Below are 22,121 nucleotides of genomic sequence, written 5' to 3' on the forward strand. Positions count from 1 at the left end.
AGCCGCTCCGTGTTCCACTCCTTCTTCCCCCGACCAAAACTGTTTTTCCTGTCCGCTGCCTTGTGGACGGCCGTCTGCATCTTCGTGTGGTATGCCGTCGGCCCGCAAATGGGTGCCGCTCTCGGCATGCCGCCGCTTGAGGCAGGCCAGCAGGCACCCCTCGGGCTTGCCTATTTCCTCACCCCGGACAATCTCTGGTTCTATCTCTATTTCACCATCTTCGTGCTGATCTTTGGCGGTGTCTGGAAGCTGATCGACCGGGATCACCCGTGGTCGAACTGGTCCATCTGGGGATCGGCCTTCATCATCTTCATCGCCTATTTCGTCGTGCAGATTTCGGTGGCGCTGAACAACTGGCGTGGTCCGTTCTTCGATCTTTTCCAGCGCGCGCTCGAAAAGCAGCCCGGCATCACGGCTGGACAGTTTTATGACCTGCAGCTGCGTTTCCTTGAAATCGGCATGGTCGGCGTGGCGATGAACGTCGTTACTGCCTACTTCACCAGCCATTACGTCTTCCGCTGGCGCACGGCCATGAACGATTTCTACCTGTCGAAATGGGACAAGCTTCGCCATATCGAAGGTGCCTCGCAGCGTGTTCAGGAAGATACGATGCGATTTGCGTCCATTGTCGAAGGTCTTGGCGTCGTGCTGATCAATTCGATCATGACGCTGGTCGTCTTCCTGCCGCTGCTGTTCCAGATGTCGGTGCATGTCACTGAAATCCCACTGCTCGGAGCCATTCCGCATTCGCTGTTCTGGCTGGCGCTCCTGTGGTCTGTTTTTGGTACAGTCTTGCTTGCCGTCGTCGGCATCAAGCTGCCGGGCCTTCAGTTCCGCAATCAGCGCGTCGAAGCGGCCTTCCGCAAGGAGCTGGTCTATGGTGAAGACCACGAGGATCGGGCGCAGCCGCCGACCATGCGCGAGCTGTTTTCCAATGTGCGCAAGAACTATTTCCGCATGTACTGGCACTACCTGTACTTCAACGTCGCCCGCTACACGTTTGGTCAGCTCGATGCGATCATTCTGACATTCATGCTGATCCCGACCATCGTTGCCGCCAAGATCACCATGGGGATCTGGCAGCAGATCGCCACCGCGTTCGGCCAGGTCAGCGACAGTTTTCAGTATCTGGTCAGCTCCTGGTCGACGATCATCGAGCTTCTGTCGATCCGCAAGCGTCTGGTTGCCTTCGAGGCCGCCATTGATGACCAGCCTCTGCCGGTGATCGACCAGAACTATCTGGAGCGTGAAGCCGAAGGCGGCGAGATGGCGGCGAACAAGCCGACCTGATTTCTCAATAAAACACACAGCAGTTTTGGCCGCGCCGGGTGAAAAGTCCGGCGCGGTTTTGTTTTGGGCTTGGGGCAGGCGGTATCGGTATCAAGTTTGGCATTTCAGGCTTCCGCCTGCCCCGACCGCGCTTTCGGCATTTCGCCTTGGCAACGACCATCACCAGAACCGGACACAAAGCCGGAGGAGGAGGCCGGTTCGCGATCCCGGTGCCCATCCGATGACCTCGCGATTATCCGCTCACCTGCCGGAGCGTGGATGAAATGGACGCAGGAAAAATGCGAAGTGGCTGTTTTCGAACGATTAAAAAAATAATCGGGGTGCTGAACGTCCACGTCTGCGGAAAGCGGCGTTAGACTGGTGTCTTACGACAGCGCCGCAGTGCGGGTGCGCAAAAGATTGACGCCCCATCCGGCCACACAGCCGATCGCCGCACCGGCCGCCTTGATCAGCGCGTCGTCGGGATTGGCATGGCGGCTGGGGGATATGAACTGCAGCAGTTCGATGCCGCCGGCTCCGAGCAGCAGCAGGACGGCGCAAAGCTTCCAGTGGCGTGGATAGGTGATCACGAACAGGAAGGCCATGACGGCAAAAGCACCGGCGCGGTCGACATTGACCGGCAGAAAGTCGTGCGGGCGCATCTCGATCGGCGAGACGGTGGCGAAGATCACAAAGGCGAGCACCAGCCAGGGCAGGGTTTTCAGGAGTGTTCTTGTCATTCAGCTGTCATAATCCGGCTGGAGCGCGTTGGGAAATCATATCGCCGGGCGTCGTTAAAGACCTGATGAGGGCGCTGAAACGGGAAGGGCCTGCCTCAGGCCTGCCGACGCCGTCGTCTCGTTGCCGGACAGCATCGCCATCGCTTGCGAATGGGTAACGCATGCGACATCCTGCATGCCGCAGACGTCGGTCACCAGCCGTTCCATCGCCCGCCAATAGGCGCCGGCATTCATCTCGACGAAGTGAAAGCCGATCTGCAGCGGAATGCGCTTGCCGTCATATTGCTTGTCGAAGGCGGCCTTGAAGGCGGAATAGGCGCGTTCCTCGAACTCCGCCGAGCGGCTGGGGTTTTCGATGCCGGCCGAATGGCGGATGAACAGATTGTAGTCCATGGCGATGATCGGTCGCTGCTGCGGGCCTTCGGGAATGGTCGGCAGGCCGAAACGGAAAACGCCGTCCTTTTCCTCCGGCACTTCCGGCCCGCGCGTGACCGGGCTTGCGTCATACACGAAACCGGCCTGACGTTCCGCCTGCATCAGCGCCGGACCCTGGCTGAGATAGGGCGCGCGAAAACCGCGAATGCCGGTTTTGACGAAATCCTGCCAGCCGGCCGGCTCCTGTTCAGCAGCATCATTGGCCACCCATGCATTGGAGAGCACGTTTCGGAACGTTTTCAGTTCCTGCGTCCACTCCTGCGAGGTCCATTCGCCACCATCGAAATGGCCGCATGTATGGCTGGCAATCTCGTTACCCTCTTCCTTCGCCTGCCAGACATGGCCCAAACGGATGCGGGCTTCCTCTTTCGTCTGGGCAAAACCGATATTGGAGCGGCCCGGCTTCTGGCCCGGTCCCTGATAGGTTTTCGCCGATGCGCGGTCGATGACGAGGGTGCAGGAGAGAAAATAGGTGAAGCGGGCGTTTGTGCGTTTGGCGATATCGCGGCTGCGCTGCCACAGATCGTTGCTGCCGGCGCCATCGAAGGAAATCAGCACCAGCTGTTTCGGCTTTTCCGCGGCCATGGCTGCAGGTGCAGCGAGCGTCGCCGGGATGGCGGCAAACAGGGTGAGGGCGAGCAAAGACGATACGCGGGACATAAAAACCTGTCGAAAATCATTTTCGGATAGAATTCCTGGCAATGGCTTCTGCGTCGAGATTGCGGCGAAGCTTTGTGCGTGATGACAAAATTTAGGCTGCGTCTCGTGGTCATCCTGCACGTTCGGCGTTAACAAGCTTTCGTGAAATGCACGAAGGGCCTTACATGCGCGGCAAAATGCGCTAGAAGGCGGTCTTTCCGCATTCAGAGGCCCGGCGGCCGGAGACTGGCATGGCAAATAACGACGACAGCTTCATTCGCGAAGTGAACGACGAACTGCGCTCGGAGCAGATGAGCAAGGCGTGGAAGCGTTTTGGCCGCATCCTCATCGGTGCGGCAGTGCTTCTCGTCGTCGGTGTTGCCGGTCATCGCGGTTACGAATACTGGCATTCCAACAACGCGTCCGCTTCCGGCGACCGTTTCGTGACGGCACTCGACCTTGCCGGCGACAAGAAGAATGACGAGGCGCTCGCAGCCTTCTCCGAACTCGAGAAGGATGGCACCGGTTCCTATCCGGTTCTGGCCAAGCTGCGCACCGCCGCACTTCAGGCAGAGAAGGGCGACAAGGCTGCGGCAATTGCCACCTTCCAGGCCATTTCCAAGGACAATGCCGTGCCGGCGCTGGTGCGCGACACCGCCAAGCTGCGCGCCGCCTTCCTGCTGGTCGATACGGCCGGCTATGAACAGGTTGCCGCCGAAGCCGAGGTGCTGAGCAGCGACGGCCATGCGCTGCGTTTTTCGGCGCGCGAAGTGTTGGGTCTGGCCGCCTACAAGGCAGACAACATGAAGCAGGCCAAGGACTGGTTCACGCAGATCACCAATGCTGCCGACGCGCCGCGCAATGTCGCCAGCCGCGCGCAGATCATGCTCGACAACATCGCCGCATCCGGCAAGGCGCCCTGATTTTCGGCCAGACGGCTGAAGGTGCCCAAGAAGAGAAAGAAACCACATGAGCTTCACCGTCGCCATCGTCGGACGCCCGAATGTCGGCAAGTCGACGCTGTTCAACCGGCTGGTCGGCAAGAAGCTTGCGCTGGTCGATGATACGCCGGGCGTTACCCGCGACCGTCGTCCCGGCGATGCCAAGCTCGTCGATCTGCGCTTCACCATCATCGATACCGCCGGTCTCGAAGAAGCCGGTGCCGATACGCTTGAAGGCCGCATGCGCGCCCAGACGGAGATGGCGATCGAGGAAGCCGACCTGACGCTGTTCGTCGTCGATGCCAAGGCGGGGCTGACGCCGCTCGACAAGACGTTTGGCGAACTGCTGCGCCGCAGTGGCAAGCCGGTCGTGCTGGTTGCCAACAAGTCCGAAGCCAAGGGCTCGGATGGCGGTTTCTACGACGCCTATACGCTCGGCCTCGGCGAGCCGGTGCCGATCTCGGCCGAACATGGCCAGGGCATGATCGATCTGCGCGACGCCATCGTCGAGGCCATCGGCGAAGAGGTTGCTTTCCCGGAAGAGGTCGATGAGGCCGAGACCAATGTCGACGTGCGCGACAGCGATTTCGACGACGAGGATGAAGATGCAGACGGCCTTTACGACGAGACCCTGCCGCTTCGCGTAGCAATCGTCGGCCGTCCGAATGCCGGCAAGTCGACGTTGATCAACCGTTTTCTCGGTGAAGACCGGCTTTTGACCGGCCCGGAAGCCGGCATTACCCGCGACAGCATTTCCGTCGAATGGGACTGGCGCGGCCGCACCATCAAGATGTTCGACACCGCCGGCATGCGCCGCAAGGCGCGCGTGCAGGAAAAGCTGGAAAAGCTGTCAGTTGCCGATGCGCTGCGCTCCATCCGCTTTGCCGAAACGGTCGTCATCGTGTTCGATGCCACCATCCCGTTCGAAAAGCAGGACCTGCAGATCGCCGATCTGGTACTGCGCGAAGGCCGTGCCGCGGTTCTCGCCTTCAACAAGTGGGACATGATCGAGGATCCGCAGGCGTTTCTGACCGATCTGCATGAAAAGACCGCACGGCTGCTGCCGCAGGCCCGCGGCATCCGCGCTGTGCCGATTTCCGGCCAGACCGGTTACGGCCTCGACAAGCTGATGCAGAGCATCGTCGACACCGACAAGGTCTGGAACAAGCGCATCTCGACCGCCAAGCTGAACCGCTGGCTCGACCAGACCACGACTCAGCATCCGCCACCGGCCGTTTCCGGCCGCCGCCTGAAGCTGAAATACATGACGCAGGTCAAGGCCCGTCCGCCGGCTTTCATGGTGTCCTGCACACGTCCCGACGCGCTGCCGGAAAGTTATGTGCGTTACATGACCAACACGTTGCGCACCGACTTCCAGATGCCCGGCGTGCCGATCCGCATTCACTTCAAGGCGGGTGAAAACCCGTTCGAAGGTCGCCGCAGAAAGCGCTGATCGCGTGTAAAAAATGATATCCGTCACCCGTATGGGTGGTGACGGATATCTTTTGATCGTCTGATATGCCCGAGCCGACATGGCCGTGGCTTTGCGATTGTCGCTTTATGATATCGGGTGGCGTTTTCCAGGACGCTAGCCCGACATGTGCGATCCATCCCGATGATCCGGCCGCTGCCATGTTCGGCGGCATTCGCCTTTTTTTCCACATTCATAATTTTGCTTTGGTCTGTGTGCAGTCACGCGCCGGGGCACGGATATGTTCAATTGGTTCACAGGGTTAAGGGCTGTGTGCCACTGCTGGCATTACGCCAGCAGAGAGGGGAATGAAATGGTTCGCATGACACTTGCGATCGTTCTCGGCGTGTCTTCCGGTCCGGCCGCGCTGGCCGAGGAAATCGCCTTCAATTATCGGCCGAGCGTCGCCATCAAGCCCGGCAAGGCATTGCTGCTGAAGGGCGTGCGCGGCAAGAACTGCAACGACCCGGCGCCGGAATGGGACGAGGTCGTTGCAAAACTGCCGGTCTCTGCCACCGGCACGTTTTCGGATGGTGGGCTTGGTATCGTGCGGAGCCGCAAGTGCGGCAAGGCGGTGCCGGCACGCGGGATCAAGTTCACCGCAACAACGAAGGGTCGCGAAAAACTCACCGTGTTTCGCGACCGGGTTGCCGTCACCGTCTTCTGACATGCAGGTTTAGGCACCTGCCGGCGACGGAAGTGGCAGAGGGCGCGGGCCTCTGCTTGCTATTTCGTTGCGCTTGTGTTCGACTGCGACCATGGCTTGTGACTCTGGGAGGGGACAGCAAGCCGTTTCGATCAATGGGAGGAGGAATCCATGATCATTGCAGGTCTCGTCGCCGCCATCTGTCTGGGTATCGGAAGCGTGTTGTTTTTCCACTGGCGGGATGAAAACATCGGCTGATCCGGCTGATTGAAGCTTCCTTCGTTTGATGACGTGCCTGTGGTGCGGATGAATCTCTCATCCGCCGCCTTTGGCGCTTTGCATCCTGTTCAGTCCTGCCTGTACCGGCGTCACTCTGCCGGTGCCGGCAGGGCTTTCAGTGTTTGTGCCTTGAGCACGTTGGACAGGAACTGCCGCGAGGCCGCTTCCCACGTGAACTTTCGAGCATGGGCGCGGGCGTCTGCGCGTGAGCACGACAGCGCTGCAAGGCAGGCTTCGCGCAGGTCTTCGTTCAGCGCACCGGCGCCGCAGCCTTCCTCAAGGATATCGACCGGTCCCATCACCGGATAGGCTGCGACGGGCACGCCGCTTGCCAGCGCTTCGAGGATCGTGTTGCCGAACGTGTCGGTCCTGGAAGGAAAAACGAAGACGTCGGCCTGGGCATAGGCGCGGGCAAGTTCTTCGCCGGTCTTGATGCCGGTGAACAGCACGTCCGGGTATCTGCGCTGCAGCTCGGCGCGATCCGGGCCATCACCGACAACCACTTTCGAACCCGGCAGATCGAGATCAAGAAAGGCCGGCAGGTTCTTTTCCACCGCGACGCGGCCAACCGTCATGAAGATCGGCCGGGGCAGGTCAAAAGGGCGGTCGTCCTGATCCATCGGGTGAAACACCGTCTGGTCGATGCCGCGGCTCCAGCGCAGAAGGTTCTTGATGCCAAGTTTCGACAGTTCGCGCTCAAGGCTGCCCGTCGCCACCATGCAGCCATTGCCGGCATTGTGAAACCAGCGCACGAAGGCGTTCAGCCAGCGCAGCGGAATGGGGAAGCGGGCGGCCACATATTCGGGAAAGCGGGTGTGATAGCTGGTGGAGAAGGGCATGTGGTTCTTCAGGCACCAGCGGCGTGCCATCAGCCCGAGCGGTCCTTCGGTGGCGATATGCACCGCCGTCGGGCCGGATGCCTTGATGGCGGCGGCGACCTGCCAGTAGGTGGCGACCGACAGGCGGATTTCCGGATAGGTGGGGCAGGGCACGCTGGAAAAGTCCTGCGGCGTCACCATGGCGACATCCACGCCCATGCGGGTGAGTTCGCGATTGGTGTTTTCGATCGAGCGAACGACGCCGTTGATCTGCGGATACCAGGCATCGGAAACGATGGTAATTCTGGTCATGACCGGCTTGAAACCCCTTTTGCCCGTCGCTCTGCCGCAATTTCGCCGACTCATGGCGGTTGTTGCAGCCTTGCTGTTCTATCGCCGAGCTGTGTGACAGGCGAATGTCGGGCCGTGGGCAAGGCTGCCGACAGTTTGATTTGCGAGCGCCGCAACCACCGCTTATGTATTGATCGATTGTTTGTTGATGGATTTGTTCATGCGTATTTTCCGGTCGCTGTCCCTTGGTCTGCTGTCGGGTGTTGCGGCAATAGGCATTTTCATGGGTGTCAATCAGCTGACCGGCAACGAGCATGAAGTGATTGCGGGCGAGCTCTATCGCTCCGCCCAGCCGGGAGGTGAGGAGATCGACAGCCTCGTGCGCCGCCATGGCATCAAGACCATCATCAATCTGCGCAACGAGACACGCGGTCAGTGGTATGCGGAGGAAAAGTCTGCAGCCGAGCGCAATGGCGTGAGGTTGATCGACTATCCGATCAGCTCGGGAGCAATTCTGCCGGTGGAAGGCAGCGAGGAACTGGCGCAGATCATGCGCGATGCGGAAAAGCCGATCCTGATCCATTGTGAACATGGCGCCAACCGGACCGGGCTTGCCTCGGCGATCTATGTCGGAGCGGTCGCGCAGCGCAGCGAACTGTTTTCCGAGCTGCAGCTGTCACCCTATTACGGCCATGTGCCGATCCCCGGCATCGGCCGCTATGCGATGTGGCAGTCCTGGGACAAATTCGAGGAAACCATCGGTTTCTGAGGGAGACGGCGGGCATGACCCGCCGTTTTGTATTTTACTGGGCTGCGATGCTGAAATCCTGATCGAAGCTGAATTTTTCGCCGCTGCTGATGTCGTTGATCGTATAGGTGACCACGTAATTGCCGGCGGGTGCGCCATCGAGTGTCAGGGTGAAGTCCATCGAGAATTCTGTGATGGCGTTGTGGCTCTGCAGCACGTTCTTCACAAAACCCTTCTGGTCGGTGACGACGGCGCCCTTGTCGTCCTTCAGCACCAGGTCGGCGACAAAATTCGTCTCGTACATCTCGCCCGGCAGTTCCTTCCAGCCGAAACCGATCGGTTCGACATAGGTGATGACCGGTTCACCCTGCTTGAAGACGGTGCCCTGCTTTTCCTGATAGATGCCATAACCGCCTGATTTCTGGGCAACGAAGGTGACGATGCGTTCGCTGAACGGCACCTTTGCCCAGGCCTCGTACATCTTTGTTTCGGCCTTGGTGAGGTTTTCCAGTGCATCGGCGTGGGCAGCCGTCGCCAAAGGTAAAAACGACAGGGACAGAACGGTCAGGGTAGCAAAAACGGCGCGCATGTTTTCCTCCGGAGATGGCCAATACCATGTTCGCGAAGTATCACGTAAATCCATTGAGATTGTGTGATTTATATCCGTAAGAAAACGGCGCCGGCCGAGAGAAAAACACGGCGCGGTTTCTGGTTTTTTCTTTCAGCGCGGTAGAAGAGACGGATCGATCAGCGCGCCGTGATGGCCGATGACCGTGGTTGCGACGGCGGCGCCATGGGCGGCGGCCTCGGCCGGCGTTGCGCCGGTCAACAGGCGTGACAGGAAGCCGCCGTTAAAACTGTCGCCGGCGCTGGTCGTGTCGACCACGGCCTTTGCCTCCACGGCCGGCACATGCTGTACGTCACCGCCAAAACTCAGCGTCACGCCGTTGGGGCCGTCCTTGACCACGACATTGGCGACGCCGAGGGCGTGGTAACGGGCAATGGTTGCGGCGACGTCCGCGTCGCCGAAATGGGCCTTTTCGTCGTCGAAGCTCGGCAGCACGAGGGTCGAGGCGCGGGCGCCATCCTCGATCGTCTTCAGCATGACGTCTTTACCGGCCCAGAGGCGCGGGCGGATGTTGGGGTCGAAGGCGACCGTCTTGCCGGCTGCTTTTGCGCGACGCAGTTCGGAAAACAGCGTGTCGATGGCGTCGGGGGCGAGAATGCCCAGCGTGATGCCGGAGAAATAGATGATGTCGGAGGCTTCGATGGCGCGGCGCAGGTGGTCTGCATCGTCGGCCAGCTTTTTGGCGGCGGCGGTGTCGCGCCAGTAGCTGAAGGTGCGCTCGCCGTCCTTCAGGGTGATGAGGTAGAGGCCGGGTGTCTTGGCCGCGATCTGGCGGATATGACTGGTGCCGATCCCGGCACCCTGCATCATCGCCAGCATTTCGCCGGAGAGCGGATCGTCACCGAGGGCGGTGAAATAATCGACGGACCAATCGGCGGGCAGACAGGCGCGGGAATACCAGGCGGTGTTGAATGTGTCGCCGGCAAAGCCGCGTCGCAACAGGCCATCACCCGCCTGCGACAGTTCCACCATGCATTCGCCGATCGACAAAAACTTTCCGCCCAAAACCGTTCTCCCAACAATTTTCGTCATTTGGCGATACGCGATGATGGTTTGGGAGGCAAGGGTGGAGTGGCGGCTCGGCTTGATGGCAAACCTTCCAATCTCCGATTTCGTCATCCCAGGGCTTGTCCCTAGGATCTAACCACGCAGATGATATGAGGCCGTTGCAGATCCTCGGGACAAGCCCGAGGATGACGATGGAGAGGTTTGCCACCTTTGTTTACAGGCCGAGAGCAGAAGCCTTACGCCTCCGGCGGCCGATCCATATGATAACACGCCGCCGACTGGCCCGGACGCACCAGTTCGGTCACCGGCATCTTGGTGCGACAGATATCCGTCGCCTTCCAGCAGCGTGGCTGGAAAGGGCAGCCCGGCGGCGGGTTCATCGGCGAGGGCGGATCGCCCTGCAGGCGGATGCGGCTACGTTGGCGGGCAAGTTTCGGGTCGGGGATCGGGGCCGCCGAAAAGAGGGCCTGCGTATAGGGATGCGCCGGGTGGTTGAACACGGTGGCGCAGTCGCCGGCTTCAACGATGCGGCCGAGATACAGCACCAGAACATCATCCGAAATCAGCCGCACGACGGACAAGTCGTGGCTGATGAAGATCAGGATGAGGCCGAACTCCTTGCGCAGCTTGCGCAACAGCGTGATCACCTGTCCTTGGATCGACACGTCGAGCGCCGAGACCGGCTCGTCGCAGACGATCAGTTTTGGCCGCGTGATGACGGCGCGGGCGATGCCGATACGCTGGGCCTGACCGCCGGAAAACTCGTGCGGATAACGGTTGATCATTTCCGGCACGAGGCCGACGGCGTTCATGATCTCGCGCACCCGCTCGGTGCGCTGGGCGCGGTTGAGCTTTGGTTCGAACACGGTCAGCGGTTCGGCGATGATATCGCCCACCGTCATGCGCGGATCGAGCGAGGCGATCGGATCCTGAAAGATGATCTGCATGTCGCGGCGCGCCATGCGGATCTGTTCCGGCGAAAGGTCCAGCAGGTTCTTGCCCTGCCAGACAACCCGGCCTTTCTGGGCACGGATCAATTGCAGGATGGACCGGCCGAGCGTGGATTTGCCGCAGCCGCTTTCGCCGACGATGCCGAGCGTGCGGCCTTCCTTCAGTTCGAACGACACGTCGTTGACGGCCGTCAGCATGGTCGGCTTCTTGAAGAAGGACTTTGCCTGGATCTCGAACTGGGTGGTGAGGTTTTCGACCTTGAGCAGGGTCGGGGCTGACAATGTCTGATCCAATGTTTGCTGATTAGGCATGGGTCAACAGCTCCTCGAGACGCGGGAAGGGGTGGAAACAGGCGGCGCAATGCTGCGGCGCCACGGTTTCGAGCTGTGGTGGACCATCGATACAGTCGTCTTCCGCCTTGGGACAGCGCGGCGAGAAATTGCAGCCTTTTGGCAGATGCTGCAGGTTGGGCGGGCGGCCGGGAATGACGACGAGTTCATCGACATCCTGATCGGGCCGAGGGATCGCCGCATGCAGGGCTGCAGTGTAGGGATGGGCCGGGTTTTCGTACAGCTCGTCCACCGGCGCTTCCTCGACGATGCGTCCGGCATACATGACGGCAACACGGTCGGCGAGGCCGGCAACGACGCCGAGATCGTGGGTGATCATCAACAGCGCCGTGTTCATCTCGGCGGTCAGATCGTTGAAGAGGTCGAGGATCTGCGCCTGTATGGTGACGTCGAGTGCTGTGGTCGGTTCGTCGGCAATCAGCAGTTTCGGTTTGGTGAGCAGCGCCATGGCGATGACGATGCGCTGGCGCATGCCGCCCGACAGTTCGTGCGGGTAGAGATTGAAGCGGCGGGTCGGGTCAGGGATGCCGACACGTTTCAACATATCCAGCGCCTCGACGGAGGCCGCACGGGCGGTGAAGCCGCGATGAATCTCAAGCTGTTCCGTCAGTTGCCGGGAGATCTTGAGAGATGGATTCAAGGCGGTCATCGGGTCCTGAAAGACCATGGCCATGTCCTTGCCGCGCACCTTGTCGAGTTCGCGCGGTTTCAGCGCCAGCACATCGCGGCCTTCCAGAAGCGCCTGACCGGAGGTCTGGCCGTTCTTGGCGAGCAGGCCCATCAGGCCGAGGAATGTCTGGCTCTTTCCCGATCCGCTCTCGCCGACGATGGCGATGCGCTCGCCGCGCTTGACGGTGAGGTTCATGCCCGACACGGCCTTCACGTCGCCATCCGGCGTCTTGAAGGTGATCGAATAGTCCTTCAACTCGAGAAGGACGTCGTTTTTAATTGTGTCTGTCATGTCAGCGATCCTTCGGGTCGAACGCATCGCGCAGGCCGTCGCCGATGAACAGCAGGCTAAGCAGAAGCGAGACGAGGAAGACGGCCGGGAAGGCCAGAAGCCACGGCATGCTTTCCATGGCATCGGTGCCTTCGGCAATCAGCGTGCCGAGCGAGGTCAGCGGTTCCTGAACGCCGAAACCGAGATAGGAAAGAAAGCTCTCGGTCGCGATGATTTCCGGCACGGTGAGGGCCGCAAAAATGACCACCGGCCCGACGAGGTTCGGGATGATGTGTTTTGTGATGATCTTCAGCGGCTTCTGGCCGGAAGCGCGGGCGGCCTCGACGAATTCGCGGTGTTTCAGCGACAGTGTCTGGCCGCGCACGATGCGGGCCATGGTCAGCCATTCCAGTGCGCCGATCGCTGCGAAGAGCAGGTAGACGTTGCGGCCAAAGATGACCATCAGCAGGATGACGAACAGGATGTAGGGAAGCGCGTACATGATGTCGACGAAGCGCATCATGATCGAATCCAGACGTCCGCCGAAATAACCGGAAATCGCGCCGTAAAGCACGCCGATCACCACCGAGACCAGCGTGGCGACGAAGGCGACGGCGAGCGAGACGCGGGTGCCGTAGAGCACGCGGGCCAAGAGGTCGCGGCCGTTTGGGTCGGTGCCAAAATAGTGGCCGTCTTCCCAGGAGGGCGGGGCGCGGAAGGCGGCCCAGTCCGGGTCTTCGTAACCGTGCGGGATAAAGTAGGGGCCGAGGAAGGCGGCGAGGATGAGCAGCGCCAGGACAACGATCGATACGACCGCCGCCTTGTTGCGACAGAGCCTGCGCATGGCGTCTTTTGTCAGCGAACGACCTTCCGGGGAAAGACCTTCCGCTTCCAGCAGTTCGGCTGCGAGCAGCTCTCTTTTTGCGGGATTGAGGATCATCTGTTTCTCACTTTCGGGTCAAGCCAGGCATAGGCGATGTCGACGATGAGGTTCAGGAAGACGATCAGCACCATGTAGAAAATGACCGTGCCGAGAACCATGCCGTAATCGCGGTTGAGTGCGGCGTTGATGAAGTAGCGGCCGATGCCGGGAAGCCCAAAAATGCTTTCGACGACCAGCGAGCCGGTGAGAAGGTAACTTGCCGCGGGGCCGAGATAGGAAACCACCGGCATCATGGCGGGTTTGAGCGCATGGCGCATGACCGTTAGGCGCGGGCCGATGCCCTTGGCCTTGGCGGTGCGGATAAAGTTCTGGTTCATCACCTCGATCATCGAACCGCGGGTGATACGCGAGATGCGCCCCGCATGCGGCAGCGCCATGACGACGACCGGCAGAACAAGGAATTTCAGCGAGCCATCCCCCCAGCCGCCGACGGGCAGCCACGCAAGCTGGATGCCGAACACAAGTTGGAGGATGGGGGCGATGAGAAAGTTCGGGAACACGACGCCCACCAGAATCATCGCGCCGAGGACGTAGTCCGGCATCTTGTTCTGATAGAGCGCCCCAAGACAGCCGACGGCGACGCCGATGATGATGGCAAGTGCGAAGGCCGTCATGCCGAGCGTGAACGTGTAGGGCAGGCCGATCATGATCTGCTGGGCGACGTTGAAGTCCTCGCTGGAGAAGGAAGGACCAAGGTCGCCGCGCAGCAGATCGCCGACGTAATAGAAATATTGCTGGATCAGCGGCTTATCCAGATTGTAGTGGGCCGCGAGGTTCTGGAGGATCGCCGGGGGCAGCGAGCGTTCGCCATCGAACGGGCCGCCGGGTGCGAGGCGAAGGACGAAAAAGCAGGCTGTCACGGCGATCCACAAGACCGGGATCGTCGACAGCAATCGACGGAAGGCATAACTGAGCATATTGGTTCGGATCGGGTCTTTTTACCTCGGCGTGATGAAGCGCCCTAAAGCGCTACAGCGTCGTGCACGATGAACGCGCACGACGCTGCCAGACAAAAGAGCCTAGACTCCCTGTTATTCTTTGATCGAGAGCCAGCGCGTGCGGTGTGTATCCTGCACGTTGTCTTCGAAACCCGAGATTTTCGGAGAAACCACGTTTTTGGAAACGTAGTAGTAGATCGGCAGCGCGGCTGAATCGTCGAGTGCGATCTGTTCGGCCTGCTTGAAGAGCTCTGCGCGCTTCTTCAGATCCTTGTTGGCATTGCCATCGCGGATCAGCTTGTCGTATTCGGCGTTTGTCCAGCGACCATAGTTGTTCGGAACGCCGGTCATCAGCAGGTTGAGAAAATTGTCCGGGTCGTTGTAGTCGGCGAGCCAGCCTGCGCGACCGACCTGCACGTCACCACGCTGCAACTGGTCGTAATGCACCTTGGTTTCGGCATTGACGAGCTGAACGTTGACGCCGAGCGGCTTCCACATGGCGGCGATCGCAACAGCGATGCGCTTGTGGTTGTCGTTGGTGTTGTACTTCAGTTCCAGCGACAGCGGCTTGTCCGGGCCGAAACCTGCTTCGGTCAAAAGCTTCTTGGCTTCCTCGACCTTCTGCTTGTAGGGCTCGTCCTTCCACGAAACGTAAGCCGGCTCGCCATAGTTGGCAGTGCCCGGCGGAACCCAGGAATAGGCCGGCAGTTCGCCGGTGCCCAGAATCTGCGGGCCGATCACTTCGCGGTTGATCGCCATGGAGAGCGCCTGACGGACGCGCTTGTCGGCGGTCGGGCCTTTCTGCGAGTTGATGACGTAATAATAGAGACCGGAGAACGGGGCGACATGCGCCTGGCCCGGCAGGTTCTTCTTCATCCACTCGTACTGGTCGGTCGGGAAGTCGGTGAGGATGTCGAATTCACCGGCGCGGTAACGCTTCAGTGCGGCTTCCTGATCTTCCAGAACGAAGAACTTTGCGCCGTCGATCTTGATGTCGGCTGCGCCGTAATACTGGTCGTTCTTGGTGGTGGTGACGTGGGAACCCGGAACCCATTCGACCGGCTTGTATGGGCCGTTGGTGACGATCGTGCCGATCTTCACCCAGTCTGCGCCCTTGGCTTCCACGACGTGCTTGGGCAGCGGATAGGCCGTGTAATGCATCAGGGCGTTGATGAAATAGGGAGTGGGGTTTTCAAGGGTGATTTCGAGCGTCTTGTCGTCGATCGCCTTCACGCCGAGTTGGCTGGCATCGGCGATTTCGCCCTTGTTGATCTTTTCAGCGTTCTTGATCGTGTATTGCAGGTAGGCGTAGTCGGCAGCGGCCTTCGGGTCCATCAGGCGCTGGAAGGCGAAAACGAAGTCGCCGGCGGTGACCGGCTTGCCGTCGGACCACTTGATGCCGTCGCGCAGCTTGAAAGTGTAGACGAGGCCGTCGTCGGAGATGGTCCAGCTTTCGGCCTGACCCGGGATCGGGTTGACCTTGGCATCTTCGGTCACGAGGCCTTCAAAGATGTCGCCGGCGATGCGGTTTTCCCAGTCACCGGACAATTTCTGTGGATCGAGCGACTGCGGATCGCCGCCATTGTGGATATTGATCGTCGCTGCCTGGGCGGAACAGGCCAGCAATGCGCCAAACATTGCCGTCGCCAAAAACTTCTTGCTGAAGTGATACATGGGAAACCCCCACCTTTCTAAGGCTTCTAAGCCTCTTTTTCATTCATGTTCCCGTTTTCCGACATGCGGAAAGGCGGCAGACTAGTGCCGCAATTGGGACATTGTAACCCCCCGAATTTTTGGGGGTTGTGCGTCACCAACTATGAGCATGTCATCGAGATTGCACCTATCGCGATCAAAATACCGTTCAAAACTCTGTTACGAACGGTCTGGCTGCTCTCGGTTGCCTTTTGTCTCACGGGGCTTAGTTTGGCAGGAACCGAACTCTACGAGAGGTATATGCTTATGATTTCGCAGGCAGGAATCCGATCCGATTGGTGGCGCGGGGCCGTGATCTATCAGGTCTATCCGCGCTCCTTCCAGGACACCACGGGTGACGGGCTGGGCGACATCAAGGGCATTACCGGAAGGCTGGGGCATATTGCCTCGCTCGGCGTCGACGCCATCTGGCTGTCCCCGTTTTTCACTTCGCCGATGGCCGACATGGGCTATGACGTTTCGGACTATTGCAATGTCGATCCGATGTTCGGCACGCTTGCCGATTTCGACGAGATGATGACGGAGGCGCATCGGCTCGGCCTGAAGGTCATTATCGATCAGGTGATTTCCCACACATCCGACCAGCACCCGTGGTTCATCGAAAGCCGGTCGAGCCGCACCAATGCGAAGGCCGACTGGTTCGTCTGGGCCGATCCCAAGCCGGACGGCACGGCGCCGACCAACTGGCTCTCCATCTTCGGCGGGCCGGGCTGGGAATGGGATGGCGTGCGCAAGCAATATTACATGCACAACTTTCTCATCTCGCAGCCGGATCTCAATTTTCACAATCCGGATGTGCAGGATGCCATGCTGGACACGGTCAAATTCTGGCTCGACCGCGGCGTCGACGGCTTTCGCCTCGACACCGTGAACTATTATTTCCACGACAAACAGCTGCGCAACAATCCGCCGATGGTCTATGACACAGACGGCGCCGGGATGGAGACCGACACCAATCCCTATTCGATGCAGAACCACCTCTATGACAAGACGCAGCCGGAAAACATTGATTTCCTAAAGCGTTTTCGCGCGCTGCTGGACAGTTACGAGGGCAGGGCGAGTGTCGGTGAGGTGGGCGACGGGCCGCGTTCGCTGAACACGCTGGCGCTCTACACGACCGGCAATGACAAGCTGCACATGTGCTACACGTTCGACCTGCTGGGACCGGCGTTTTCGGCAAGTTATATCCGCAAGGTTATGCAGACGGTGCTCGACACGGTGGTCAACGGCTGGGTCTGCTGGGCGTTTTCCAACCACGATGTTATCCGTCACGTCACCCGTTTTATCGAGACACCGGAGGAGCAGGACCGCGTTGCAAAGATTTCCGCGACGCTGATTGCCACGCTGCGCGGTTCGATCTGCCTTTATCAGGGCGAGGAACTGGGCCTGACGGAAGCCGAACTTTCCTTCGAGGATCTGCGCGACCCCTATGGCATCCGCTTCTGGCCGGCCTTCAAGGGCCGCGACGGATGCCGCACGCCGATGGTGTGGGACAGCGCCAAGCCGCATGCGGGCTTCACCGATGGCAGCAAGACATGGCTGCCGGTGCCAGCCGAACATGCCGTGCGCGCCGTCGATGCGCAGGAAAAACTGGCGGTTTCGGTGCTGGCGCATTACCGCGCGACGATCGCTTTCCGCAAATCGCATGCGGCGCTGATCGACGGCGACATGACGTTTATCGAGACCAATCAGGATCTGCTGGCCTTCGAGCGTGAGAAGGGCGGCGAAAAGCTGCTGTTCGTCTACAATCTCACCCGCGAGCCGCAGAATTTTACGCTGCCGAAGCGGTTGGCGGGTGTAATGCCGGTCAACCTGCCGGGCTTCGTGTCGACGCTTGAGGGCGGTGTCGTCAAGCTCGATGCCATCGATGTGTTTTGCGCGCGGGTGTGAGCTTTTGGCTCATGCTTCGGCGTAACTGTTCGGCTCACCCCGTACCCGCGAAATATCGCGGATTGGCGGGGCGCCGAACAGGCGGCGATATTCGCGGCTGAACTGCGAGGGGCTGTCGTAGCCGACCCGGTGCGCTGCGGTGGCGGCGTCCAGTGCTTCGGCCAATATCATCCGGCGGGCTTCCTGCAGGCGCAGCTGTTTCTGGTATTGCAGCGGGCTCATGGCCGTCACTTCGCGAAAATGTTCGTGCAGCGAAGATGAACTCATGTTGGCTTCGCTGGCGACGCGATCGATGGAAAACGGTTTTGCGTAATTGTCGCGGATCCAGGAAATCGCGCGGTTGACCTGCTGCAGGCGGCTTTCCGGCATCAGCATGTGGCGCACCTTGTGGGCCTGTTCGCCGCGCATCAGCCGGTAGAGCAATTCGCGTTCGGCCAGCGGTGCGAGGAAATCGATATCCTCCGGCGTGTCGAGCAGGTGGGTCAGGCGCAGAGCGGCATCGAGAAAACTCGGCGAGGCTTCGCTGACGCACAGGCCCTTGCCGCAGCGGGCCGAGGGCAGTTCGGTGGCCGGGCGCGGCATTTCCATCAGCATCGAGCCAAGCGCCGCCATGTCGAGCGCCAGAAGCAGCGACATATAGGGCTTTTCCGGGCTGGCCTCGACGATGCGGTTGATGACCGGCAGTTCGACCGAGACCACGAGATGGCGGCCGGCGCCGTATTCATAGGTGTGGTCGGCAAGCGTCACATGTTTGGTGCCCTGCACGACGATGCAGAGCGACGGCTGGGTGACGCCGCGCACCGGTTCGGTGGGGTTGGACATGCGGATCAGCGACAGATTGGGAATTTTTGTCGGATGAACGCCGTCGCAATCGGTGTGTTGTGCAATTTTTGTGACAAGTGTTGCGAGGTGATCCATCACGTCTTCTCCAGGCCGTATGTTGAAAACGGCCATTTTACAGCCGTATTCGATGATCCCTTCTACAATTGGAAATGGTTTTTTGCCAGAGGCCAAAACAGGCTTTCGTAGAATTGTGCAATCATCGCGGAGGTCTGGTCTACCGTGTTCGGCGGCGAAGGGCGCATATGGTGGCCATCGGATGGCGCAAGCCGGTGCCACCCATCACCACAAACCAACAGAGGAGACGGTCATGACCGGATTGACACAGCTATTGCACACCGCTCGCCTGATGGTGGGCAATCTTGTCCGCTTCGTCGAGCGGCAGATCGCCGAACGGCGTGCCGCCAAGCCGCGCCGTTACTTGAACGGCTGATCTGTATATCGGTGCACCCAACGGAAAAGGCCCGCGATCGCTCGCGGGCCTTTCGTCATTTCAGCATTCAGGCAGTGCCCGCATCTCAATCGAAATGCAGCTCGCGCTCGCCCTGTTCGTCGCGGATGCAGGTCTGCAGGCCGATCTTGTTCAGAATGTTGAGGAACGGGCGGGGTGCCAGCTCTTCGACGTTGGCCATCTTCTTGACGTCCCATTCGCCGGTGGCGACCAGCATCGCTGCCGCGACAGGCGGAACGCCTGCCGTGTAGGAGATGCCCTGGCTGCCGACTTCGTTGAAGGCTTCCTTGTGGTCGGCGACGTTGTAGATGAACACCGTGCGTTCCTTGCCGTCCTTCGTGCCCTTGACGAAGTCACCGATGCAGGTCTTGCCTTCATATTCCGGCGCCAGCGACGAAGGGTCGGGCAGGCAGGCCTTTACGACCTTGAGCGGCACGACTTCCGAGCCGTCAGCGAGTTTTACGGGCTGTTCGGACAGAAGGCCGATGTTTTTGAGGACGGTGAAGACGTTGATGTAGTGATCACCAAAGCCCATCCAGAAGCGCACGTCGGCGCCGTCCATGTTCTTGGCCAGCGAATGCACTTCGTCATGGCCGCAGAGATAGGCGCGGCGGGTGCCGACGACCGGCAGGTCGTAGTCCTTGCCGATTTCGAACATCTTGTTGACGTTCCATTCGCCGCCCTGCCACGAATAGACAACACCGGTGAACTCGCGGAAGTTGATTTCCGGGTCAAAATTGGTGGCGAAATATTTGCCATGGCTGCCGGCATTGATGTCGACGATATCGACGTCCGTGACGGTATCGAGATATTCGTCCTTGGCCAGACGCGCATAGGCGTTGACGACGCCCGGATCAAAACCGGCGCCGAGGATGGCGGTGATGCCCTTTTCCTCGCATTCTGCAGCGCGCTTCCACTCGTAGTTACCGTACCACGGCGGCGTTTCGCAGATCTTGTTCGGCTCTTCGTGGATGGCGGTGTCGATATAGGCGACGCCGGTATCCATGCAGGCGCGCAGCACCGACATGTTCAAGAAAGCGGTGCCGACATTGATAACGATCTGGCTGCCGGTCTTTACGATCAGGGCCTTGGTGGCTTCGATGTCCAGCGCGTCGAGCGCGTGACCTTCGAGCACGCCTTCCTGCTTCATCGCCTTCTTCTCGTGGACCGAGGCGATGATGGCGTCGCATTTCGACTTGGTGCGCGATGCGATATTTATATCACCGAGGACATCGTTGTTCTGCGCACACTTGTGGGCAACGACCTGTGCGACGCCGCCGGCGCCGATGATGAGCACGTTCTTTTTCATTCTGGGGACCACTCCTTGCGTCCAATCGTCAGAAAGTCTTGTCCTGTGGGCCTTTGGCCCTTTCTGATCAGGAAAGGCTCTGTTCGTAGTCCGTGTAGTCAAACTCACGGACCGTCCTGAGGCTGCCATCCAGTTCCCGAATGGCGATTGCCGGCATTTTCACGCCGTTAAACCAGTTTTTCTTGACCATCGTGTAGCCGGCAGCATCCTGGAACGAGATGCGGTCGCCGACCTTTACCTCTTCGGGGAAGTCGAATTCCCCAAAAATGTCTCCGGCAAGGCATGACTTGCCGCAGACCATCGCACGATGGGGTCCCTGGTTCGGGTGAACCTTGGCATTCTCACGATAGATCAGGAGATCCAGCATGTGTGCTTCGATGGAACTATCCACCACGACAAGGTTCTTGCCGTTGTAAAGGGTGTCGAGGACGGTGGTTTCCAGCGTCGTCGATCTGGTGATCGAGGCTTCGCCCGGCTCGAGATAGACCTGCACGCCATATTCGCCGGAGAAGCGCTTCAAGCGCTCGGCAAACTGGTCGACCGGGTAATCATCGCCGGTGAAATGGATGCCGCCGCCAAGCGAAACCCATTCGGCCTTCTTCAGCAGCGGCGCGAATTTTTCTTCGATGTCGCCCAGCATGCGGTCGAACAGGGCAAAATCCTTGTTCTCGCAGTTGTTGTGGATCATGAAGCCGGTGATCATGTCCATGACCGGCTCGACCTGTTTCAGATCCCATTCGCCCAGCCGCGAGAAGGGGCGGGCTGGGTCTGCCAGATCGAAGCTCGACGACGAGACGCCGGGGTTGAGGCGCAGGCCGCGGGTGATACCGGAAGACTGGCCTTCGAAACGCTGCAGCTGGCCGATCGAGTTGAAGATGATCTTGTCGGCGTGCGACACGACCTCGTCGATCTCGTAATCGGCATAAGCCACGGAATAGGCGTGGGTTTCCTTGCCGAAACGTTCGTGGCCGAGACGGACTTCATTCAGCGAGGACGAGGTGGTGCCGTCCATGTAATCGCGCATGAAATCGAAGACGGACCATGTGGCGAAACATTTCAGTGCCAGCAATGCCTTGGCGCCCGACTTCTCACGCACAGCGGCAATCCGTTCCATGTTCTGGAGCAGTTTGGACTTGTCGATGAGGTAGTAAGGTGTCTGCAGCATTTTTGTCGGGTGGCCTTCTTACGGTTATTCTAAAACGTAAGGGGGCCTATTGCCTGACGCAGATGACATCTTCAAGACCCAACACGCGATTGTTTGCCCGAAAAGGTACTAGTTCACGAGCTTGTCGTAATCGGCGTGGGATCCGATCCAGAACCAGATGACGTTGTCACCCTCCTTGATGGCGAGTGCGCGCCAGGATTTCCCCACGCGGGCGGACCAGAATTTGCCCAGCGATTTGAAATGCAGCGACGGGTGCTTCGGGTCAGTTTTCAGCAGTTCGAAATTCGCGTCGGCGAGGTTTTGCACCTGTCGCGGCAGCCGGTGGTAGGTGTCCCAAAATCCGGCCGTCGCGTGATGGTTCACAGAGGCCGTGTCCTTCCGGCCCGAAATTCGGCAAGGGCGCCCTCGGCGAGCCTATCGAGCTTTCCGCCCGCGCTGTCGTTTTCGATCCGTCTATCCCATTGAGCGGCCTGAAAGGCCTCAAACCAGGCGGAAAAGGCTTCCAGCTCCTCGCTGTTCAGTTCGGATACGGATTTTTCGATCTGTTCGAGCTTGGTCATGTCGGAACTCTAAATCAGGCGGCTGTGGGCGATATAGCAGAATACCCAGTTCTGTTGAAGTTCAGCTTTTTATTGCGATTTGCAAAATTGACAGTTCATCATATCGTGGCGCCGCGCCGCCCACCGGAACTTCCTCAGGCGCATTCGAAAACGTCGCA

Annotated in this window: 22 protein-coding genes; 7 read left to right on the top strand and 15 right to left on the bottom strand. The window is 59.7% G+C overall.

Annotated elements, in window-relative coordinates; translation table 11 throughout:
* The first annotated feature begins 9 nt into the window (after positions 1 to 9).
* Positions 10 to 1,290 carry a peptide antibiotic transporter SbmA gene (sbmA, locus tag AAIH70_RS09155; protein WP_132271945.1) on the top strand — a complete coding sequence of 427 codons (1,281 nt, stop codon included), beginning with the start codon at positions 10 to 12 and terminating at the stop codon, positions 1,288 to 1,290.
* A 365-nt stretch (positions 1,291 to 1,655) separates the two neighbouring features.
* On the opposite strand, the gene AAIH70_RS09160 is transcribed toward sbmA, so the two are convergent.
* Together AAIH70_RS09160 and AAIH70_RS09165 are read right to left on the bottom strand one after the other, a co-directional pair.
* Positions 1,656 to 2,009, bottom strand: coding sequence for a VanZ family protein (locus tag AAIH70_RS09160; RefSeq protein ID WP_132271946.1), 354 nt, complete (start codon positions 2,007 to 2,009; stop codon positions 1,656 to 1,658).
* Between the two features lie 54 nt (positions 2,010 to 2,063).
* The gene (locus AAIH70_RS09165; RefSeq protein ID WP_132271947.1) at positions 2,064 to 3,104 is read right to left on the bottom strand and encodes a polysaccharide deacetylase family protein; all 1,041 of its coding nucleotides are present in this window, start codon (positions 3,102 to 3,104) and stop codon (positions 2,064 to 2,066) included.
* A gap of 230 nt (positions 3,105 to 3,334) precedes the next feature.
* Here AAIH70_RS09165 and AAIH70_RS09170 point away from each other — a divergent pair, with 230 nt between their 5' ends.
* The 3 genes from AAIH70_RS09170 to AAIH70_RS09180 all read left to right on the top strand — a co-directional run bounded on the left by AAIH70_RS09170 (position 3,335) and on the right by AAIH70_RS09180 (position 6,162).
* Positions 3,335 to 4,006 (top strand): tetratricopeptide repeat protein, encoded by a 672-nt coding sequence (locus AAIH70_RS09170; protein ID WP_132271948.1) that lies wholly within the window; start codon positions 3,335 to 3,337, stop codon positions 4,004 to 4,006.
* Positions 4,007 to 4,052: 46 nt separating this feature from the next.
* A complete protein-coding gene (der, locus tag AAIH70_RS09175; protein WP_132271949.1) occupies positions 4,053 to 5,477 on the top strand; it encodes a ribosome biogenesis GTPase Der in 1,425 nt (474 codons plus the stop codon).
* Between the two features lie 331 nt (positions 5,478 to 5,808).
* Entirely contained in the window at positions 5,809 to 6,162 is a 354-nt protein-coding gene (locus AAIH70_RS09180; protein ID WP_132271950.1) for a hypothetical protein, read from the top strand.
* A 347-nt stretch (positions 6,163 to 6,509) separates the two neighbouring features.
* On the opposite strand, the gene AAIH70_RS09185 is transcribed toward AAIH70_RS09180, so the two are convergent.
* On the bottom strand, positions 6,510 to 7,550 hold the full coding sequence (locus AAIH70_RS09185) for a glycosyltransferase family 4 protein (protein WP_132271951.1): 1,041 nt from the start codon (positions 7,548 to 7,550) through the stop codon (positions 6,510 to 6,512).
* 187 nt (positions 7,551 to 7,737) lie between these two features.
* On the opposite strand from AAIH70_RS09185, the gene AAIH70_RS09190 reads away from it, so the two are divergent.
* Positions 7,738 to 8,298: a fused DSP-PTPase phosphatase/NAD kinase-like protein gene (locus AAIH70_RS09190; RefSeq protein ID WP_132271952.1), complete on the top strand. Its 561-nt coding sequence runs from the start codon at positions 7,738 to 7,740 to the stop codon at positions 8,296 to 8,298.
* 34 nt (positions 8,299 to 8,332) lie between these two features.
* On the opposite strand, the gene AAIH70_RS09195 is transcribed toward AAIH70_RS09190, so the two are convergent.
* The 7 genes from AAIH70_RS09195 to AAIH70_RS09225 all read right to left on the bottom strand — a co-directional run bounded on the left by AAIH70_RS09195 (position 8,333) and on the right by AAIH70_RS09225 (position 15,709).
* Positions 8,333 to 8,866, bottom strand: coding sequence for a hypothetical protein (locus AAIH70_RS09195; RefSeq protein WP_132271953.1), 534 nt, complete (start codon positions 8,864 to 8,866; stop codon positions 8,333 to 8,335).
* 132 nt (positions 8,867 to 8,998) lie between these two features.
* The gene (locus AAIH70_RS09200; protein WP_132271954.1) at positions 8,999 to 9,910 is read right to left on the bottom strand and encodes a sugar kinase; all 912 of its coding nucleotides are present in this window, start codon (positions 9,908 to 9,910) and stop codon (positions 8,999 to 9,001) included.
* 239 nt (positions 9,911 to 10,149) lie between these two features.
* Positions 10,150 to 11,175, bottom strand: a complete 1,026-nt coding sequence (locus AAIH70_RS09205) for an ABC transporter ATP-binding protein (protein WP_430033884.1) — start codon at positions 11,173 to 11,175, stop codon at positions 10,150 to 10,152.
* Positions 11,168 to 12,175 (bottom strand): ABC transporter ATP-binding protein, encoded by a 1,008-nt coding sequence (locus AAIH70_RS09210; RefSeq protein WP_132271956.1) that lies wholly within the window; start codon positions 12,173 to 12,175, stop codon positions 11,168 to 11,170. Before AAIH70_RS09210 ends, AAIH70_RS09205 begins: the two co-directional genes overlap by 8 nt.
* Before the next feature lies 1 nt (position 12,176).
* Entirely contained in the window at positions 12,177 to 13,094 is a 918-nt protein-coding gene (locus AAIH70_RS09215) for an ABC transporter permease (RefSeq protein ID WP_132271957.1), read from the bottom strand.
* A complete protein-coding gene (locus tag AAIH70_RS09220; RefSeq protein ID WP_132271958.1) occupies positions 13,091 to 14,014 on the bottom strand; it encodes an ABC transporter permease subunit in 924 nt (307 codons plus the stop codon). The genes AAIH70_RS09215 and AAIH70_RS09220 overlap by 4 nt, the downstream gene beginning before the upstream one ends.
* A gap of 114 nt (positions 14,015 to 14,128) precedes the next feature.
* On the bottom strand, positions 14,129 to 15,709 hold the full coding sequence (locus AAIH70_RS09225; RefSeq protein ID WP_132271959.1) for a peptide ABC transporter substrate-binding protein: 1,581 nt from the start codon (positions 15,707 to 15,709) through the stop codon (positions 14,129 to 14,131).
* A gap of 285 nt (positions 15,710 to 15,994) precedes the next feature.
* On the opposite strand from AAIH70_RS09225, the gene AAIH70_RS09230 reads away from it, so the two are divergent.
* Positions 15,995 to 17,638, top strand: a complete 1,644-nt coding sequence (locus tag AAIH70_RS09230; RefSeq protein ID WP_132272553.1) for an alpha-glucosidase family protein — start codon at positions 15,995 to 15,997, stop codon at positions 17,636 to 17,638.
* A gap of 9 nt (positions 17,639 to 17,647) precedes the next feature.
* On the opposite strand, the gene AAIH70_RS09235 is transcribed toward AAIH70_RS09230, so the two are convergent.
* Positions 17,648 to 18,556, bottom strand: coding sequence for an AraC family transcriptional regulator (locus AAIH70_RS09235; protein ID WP_132271960.1), 909 nt, complete (start codon positions 18,554 to 18,556; stop codon positions 17,648 to 17,650).
* Positions 18,557 to 18,788: 232 nt separating this feature from the next.
* Here AAIH70_RS09235 and AAIH70_RS09240 point away from each other — a divergent pair, with 232 nt between their 5' ends.
* Positions 18,789 to 18,911 (top strand): hypothetical protein, encoded by a 123-nt coding sequence (locus AAIH70_RS09240; RefSeq protein WP_281033525.1) that lies wholly within the window; start codon positions 18,789 to 18,791, stop codon positions 18,909 to 18,911.
* An 85-nt stretch (positions 18,912 to 18,996) separates the two neighbouring features.
* Here the strand turns inward: AAIH70_RS09240 and AAIH70_RS09245 are convergent, their stop codons facing one another.
* The 4 genes from AAIH70_RS09245 to AAIH70_RS09260 all read right to left on the bottom strand — a co-directional run bounded on the left by AAIH70_RS09245 (position 18,997) and on the right by AAIH70_RS09260 (position 21,963).
* Positions 18,997 to 20,238 (bottom strand): saccharopine dehydrogenase family protein, encoded by a 1,242-nt coding sequence (locus AAIH70_RS09245; protein WP_132271961.1) that lies wholly within the window; start codon positions 20,236 to 20,238, stop codon positions 18,997 to 18,999.
* A gap of 67 nt (positions 20,239 to 20,305) precedes the next feature.
* On the bottom strand, positions 20,306 to 21,403 hold the full coding sequence (locus tag AAIH70_RS09250) for a carboxynorspermidine decarboxylase (RefSeq protein ID WP_132271962.1): 1,098 nt from the start codon (positions 21,401 to 21,403) through the stop codon (positions 20,306 to 20,308).
* 108 nt (positions 21,404 to 21,511) lie between these two features.
* Positions 21,512 to 21,766, bottom strand: coding sequence for a type II toxin-antitoxin system RelE family toxin (locus tag AAIH70_RS09255; RefSeq protein ID WP_132271963.1), 255 nt, complete (start codon positions 21,764 to 21,766; stop codon positions 21,512 to 21,514).
* Positions 21,763 to 21,963, bottom strand: coding sequence for a hypothetical protein (locus AAIH70_RS09260; protein WP_132271964.1), 201 nt, complete (start codon positions 21,961 to 21,963; stop codon positions 21,763 to 21,765). The genes AAIH70_RS09255 and AAIH70_RS09260 overlap by 4 nt, the downstream gene beginning before the upstream one ends.
* Positions 21,964 to 22,121: the final 158 nt, after the last annotated feature.

Source organism: Neorhizobium sp. BT27B (genome assembly GCF_050455485.1).
Lineage (GTDB): Bacteria > Pseudomonadota > Alphaproteobacteria > Rhizobiales > Rhizobiaceae > Neorhizobium.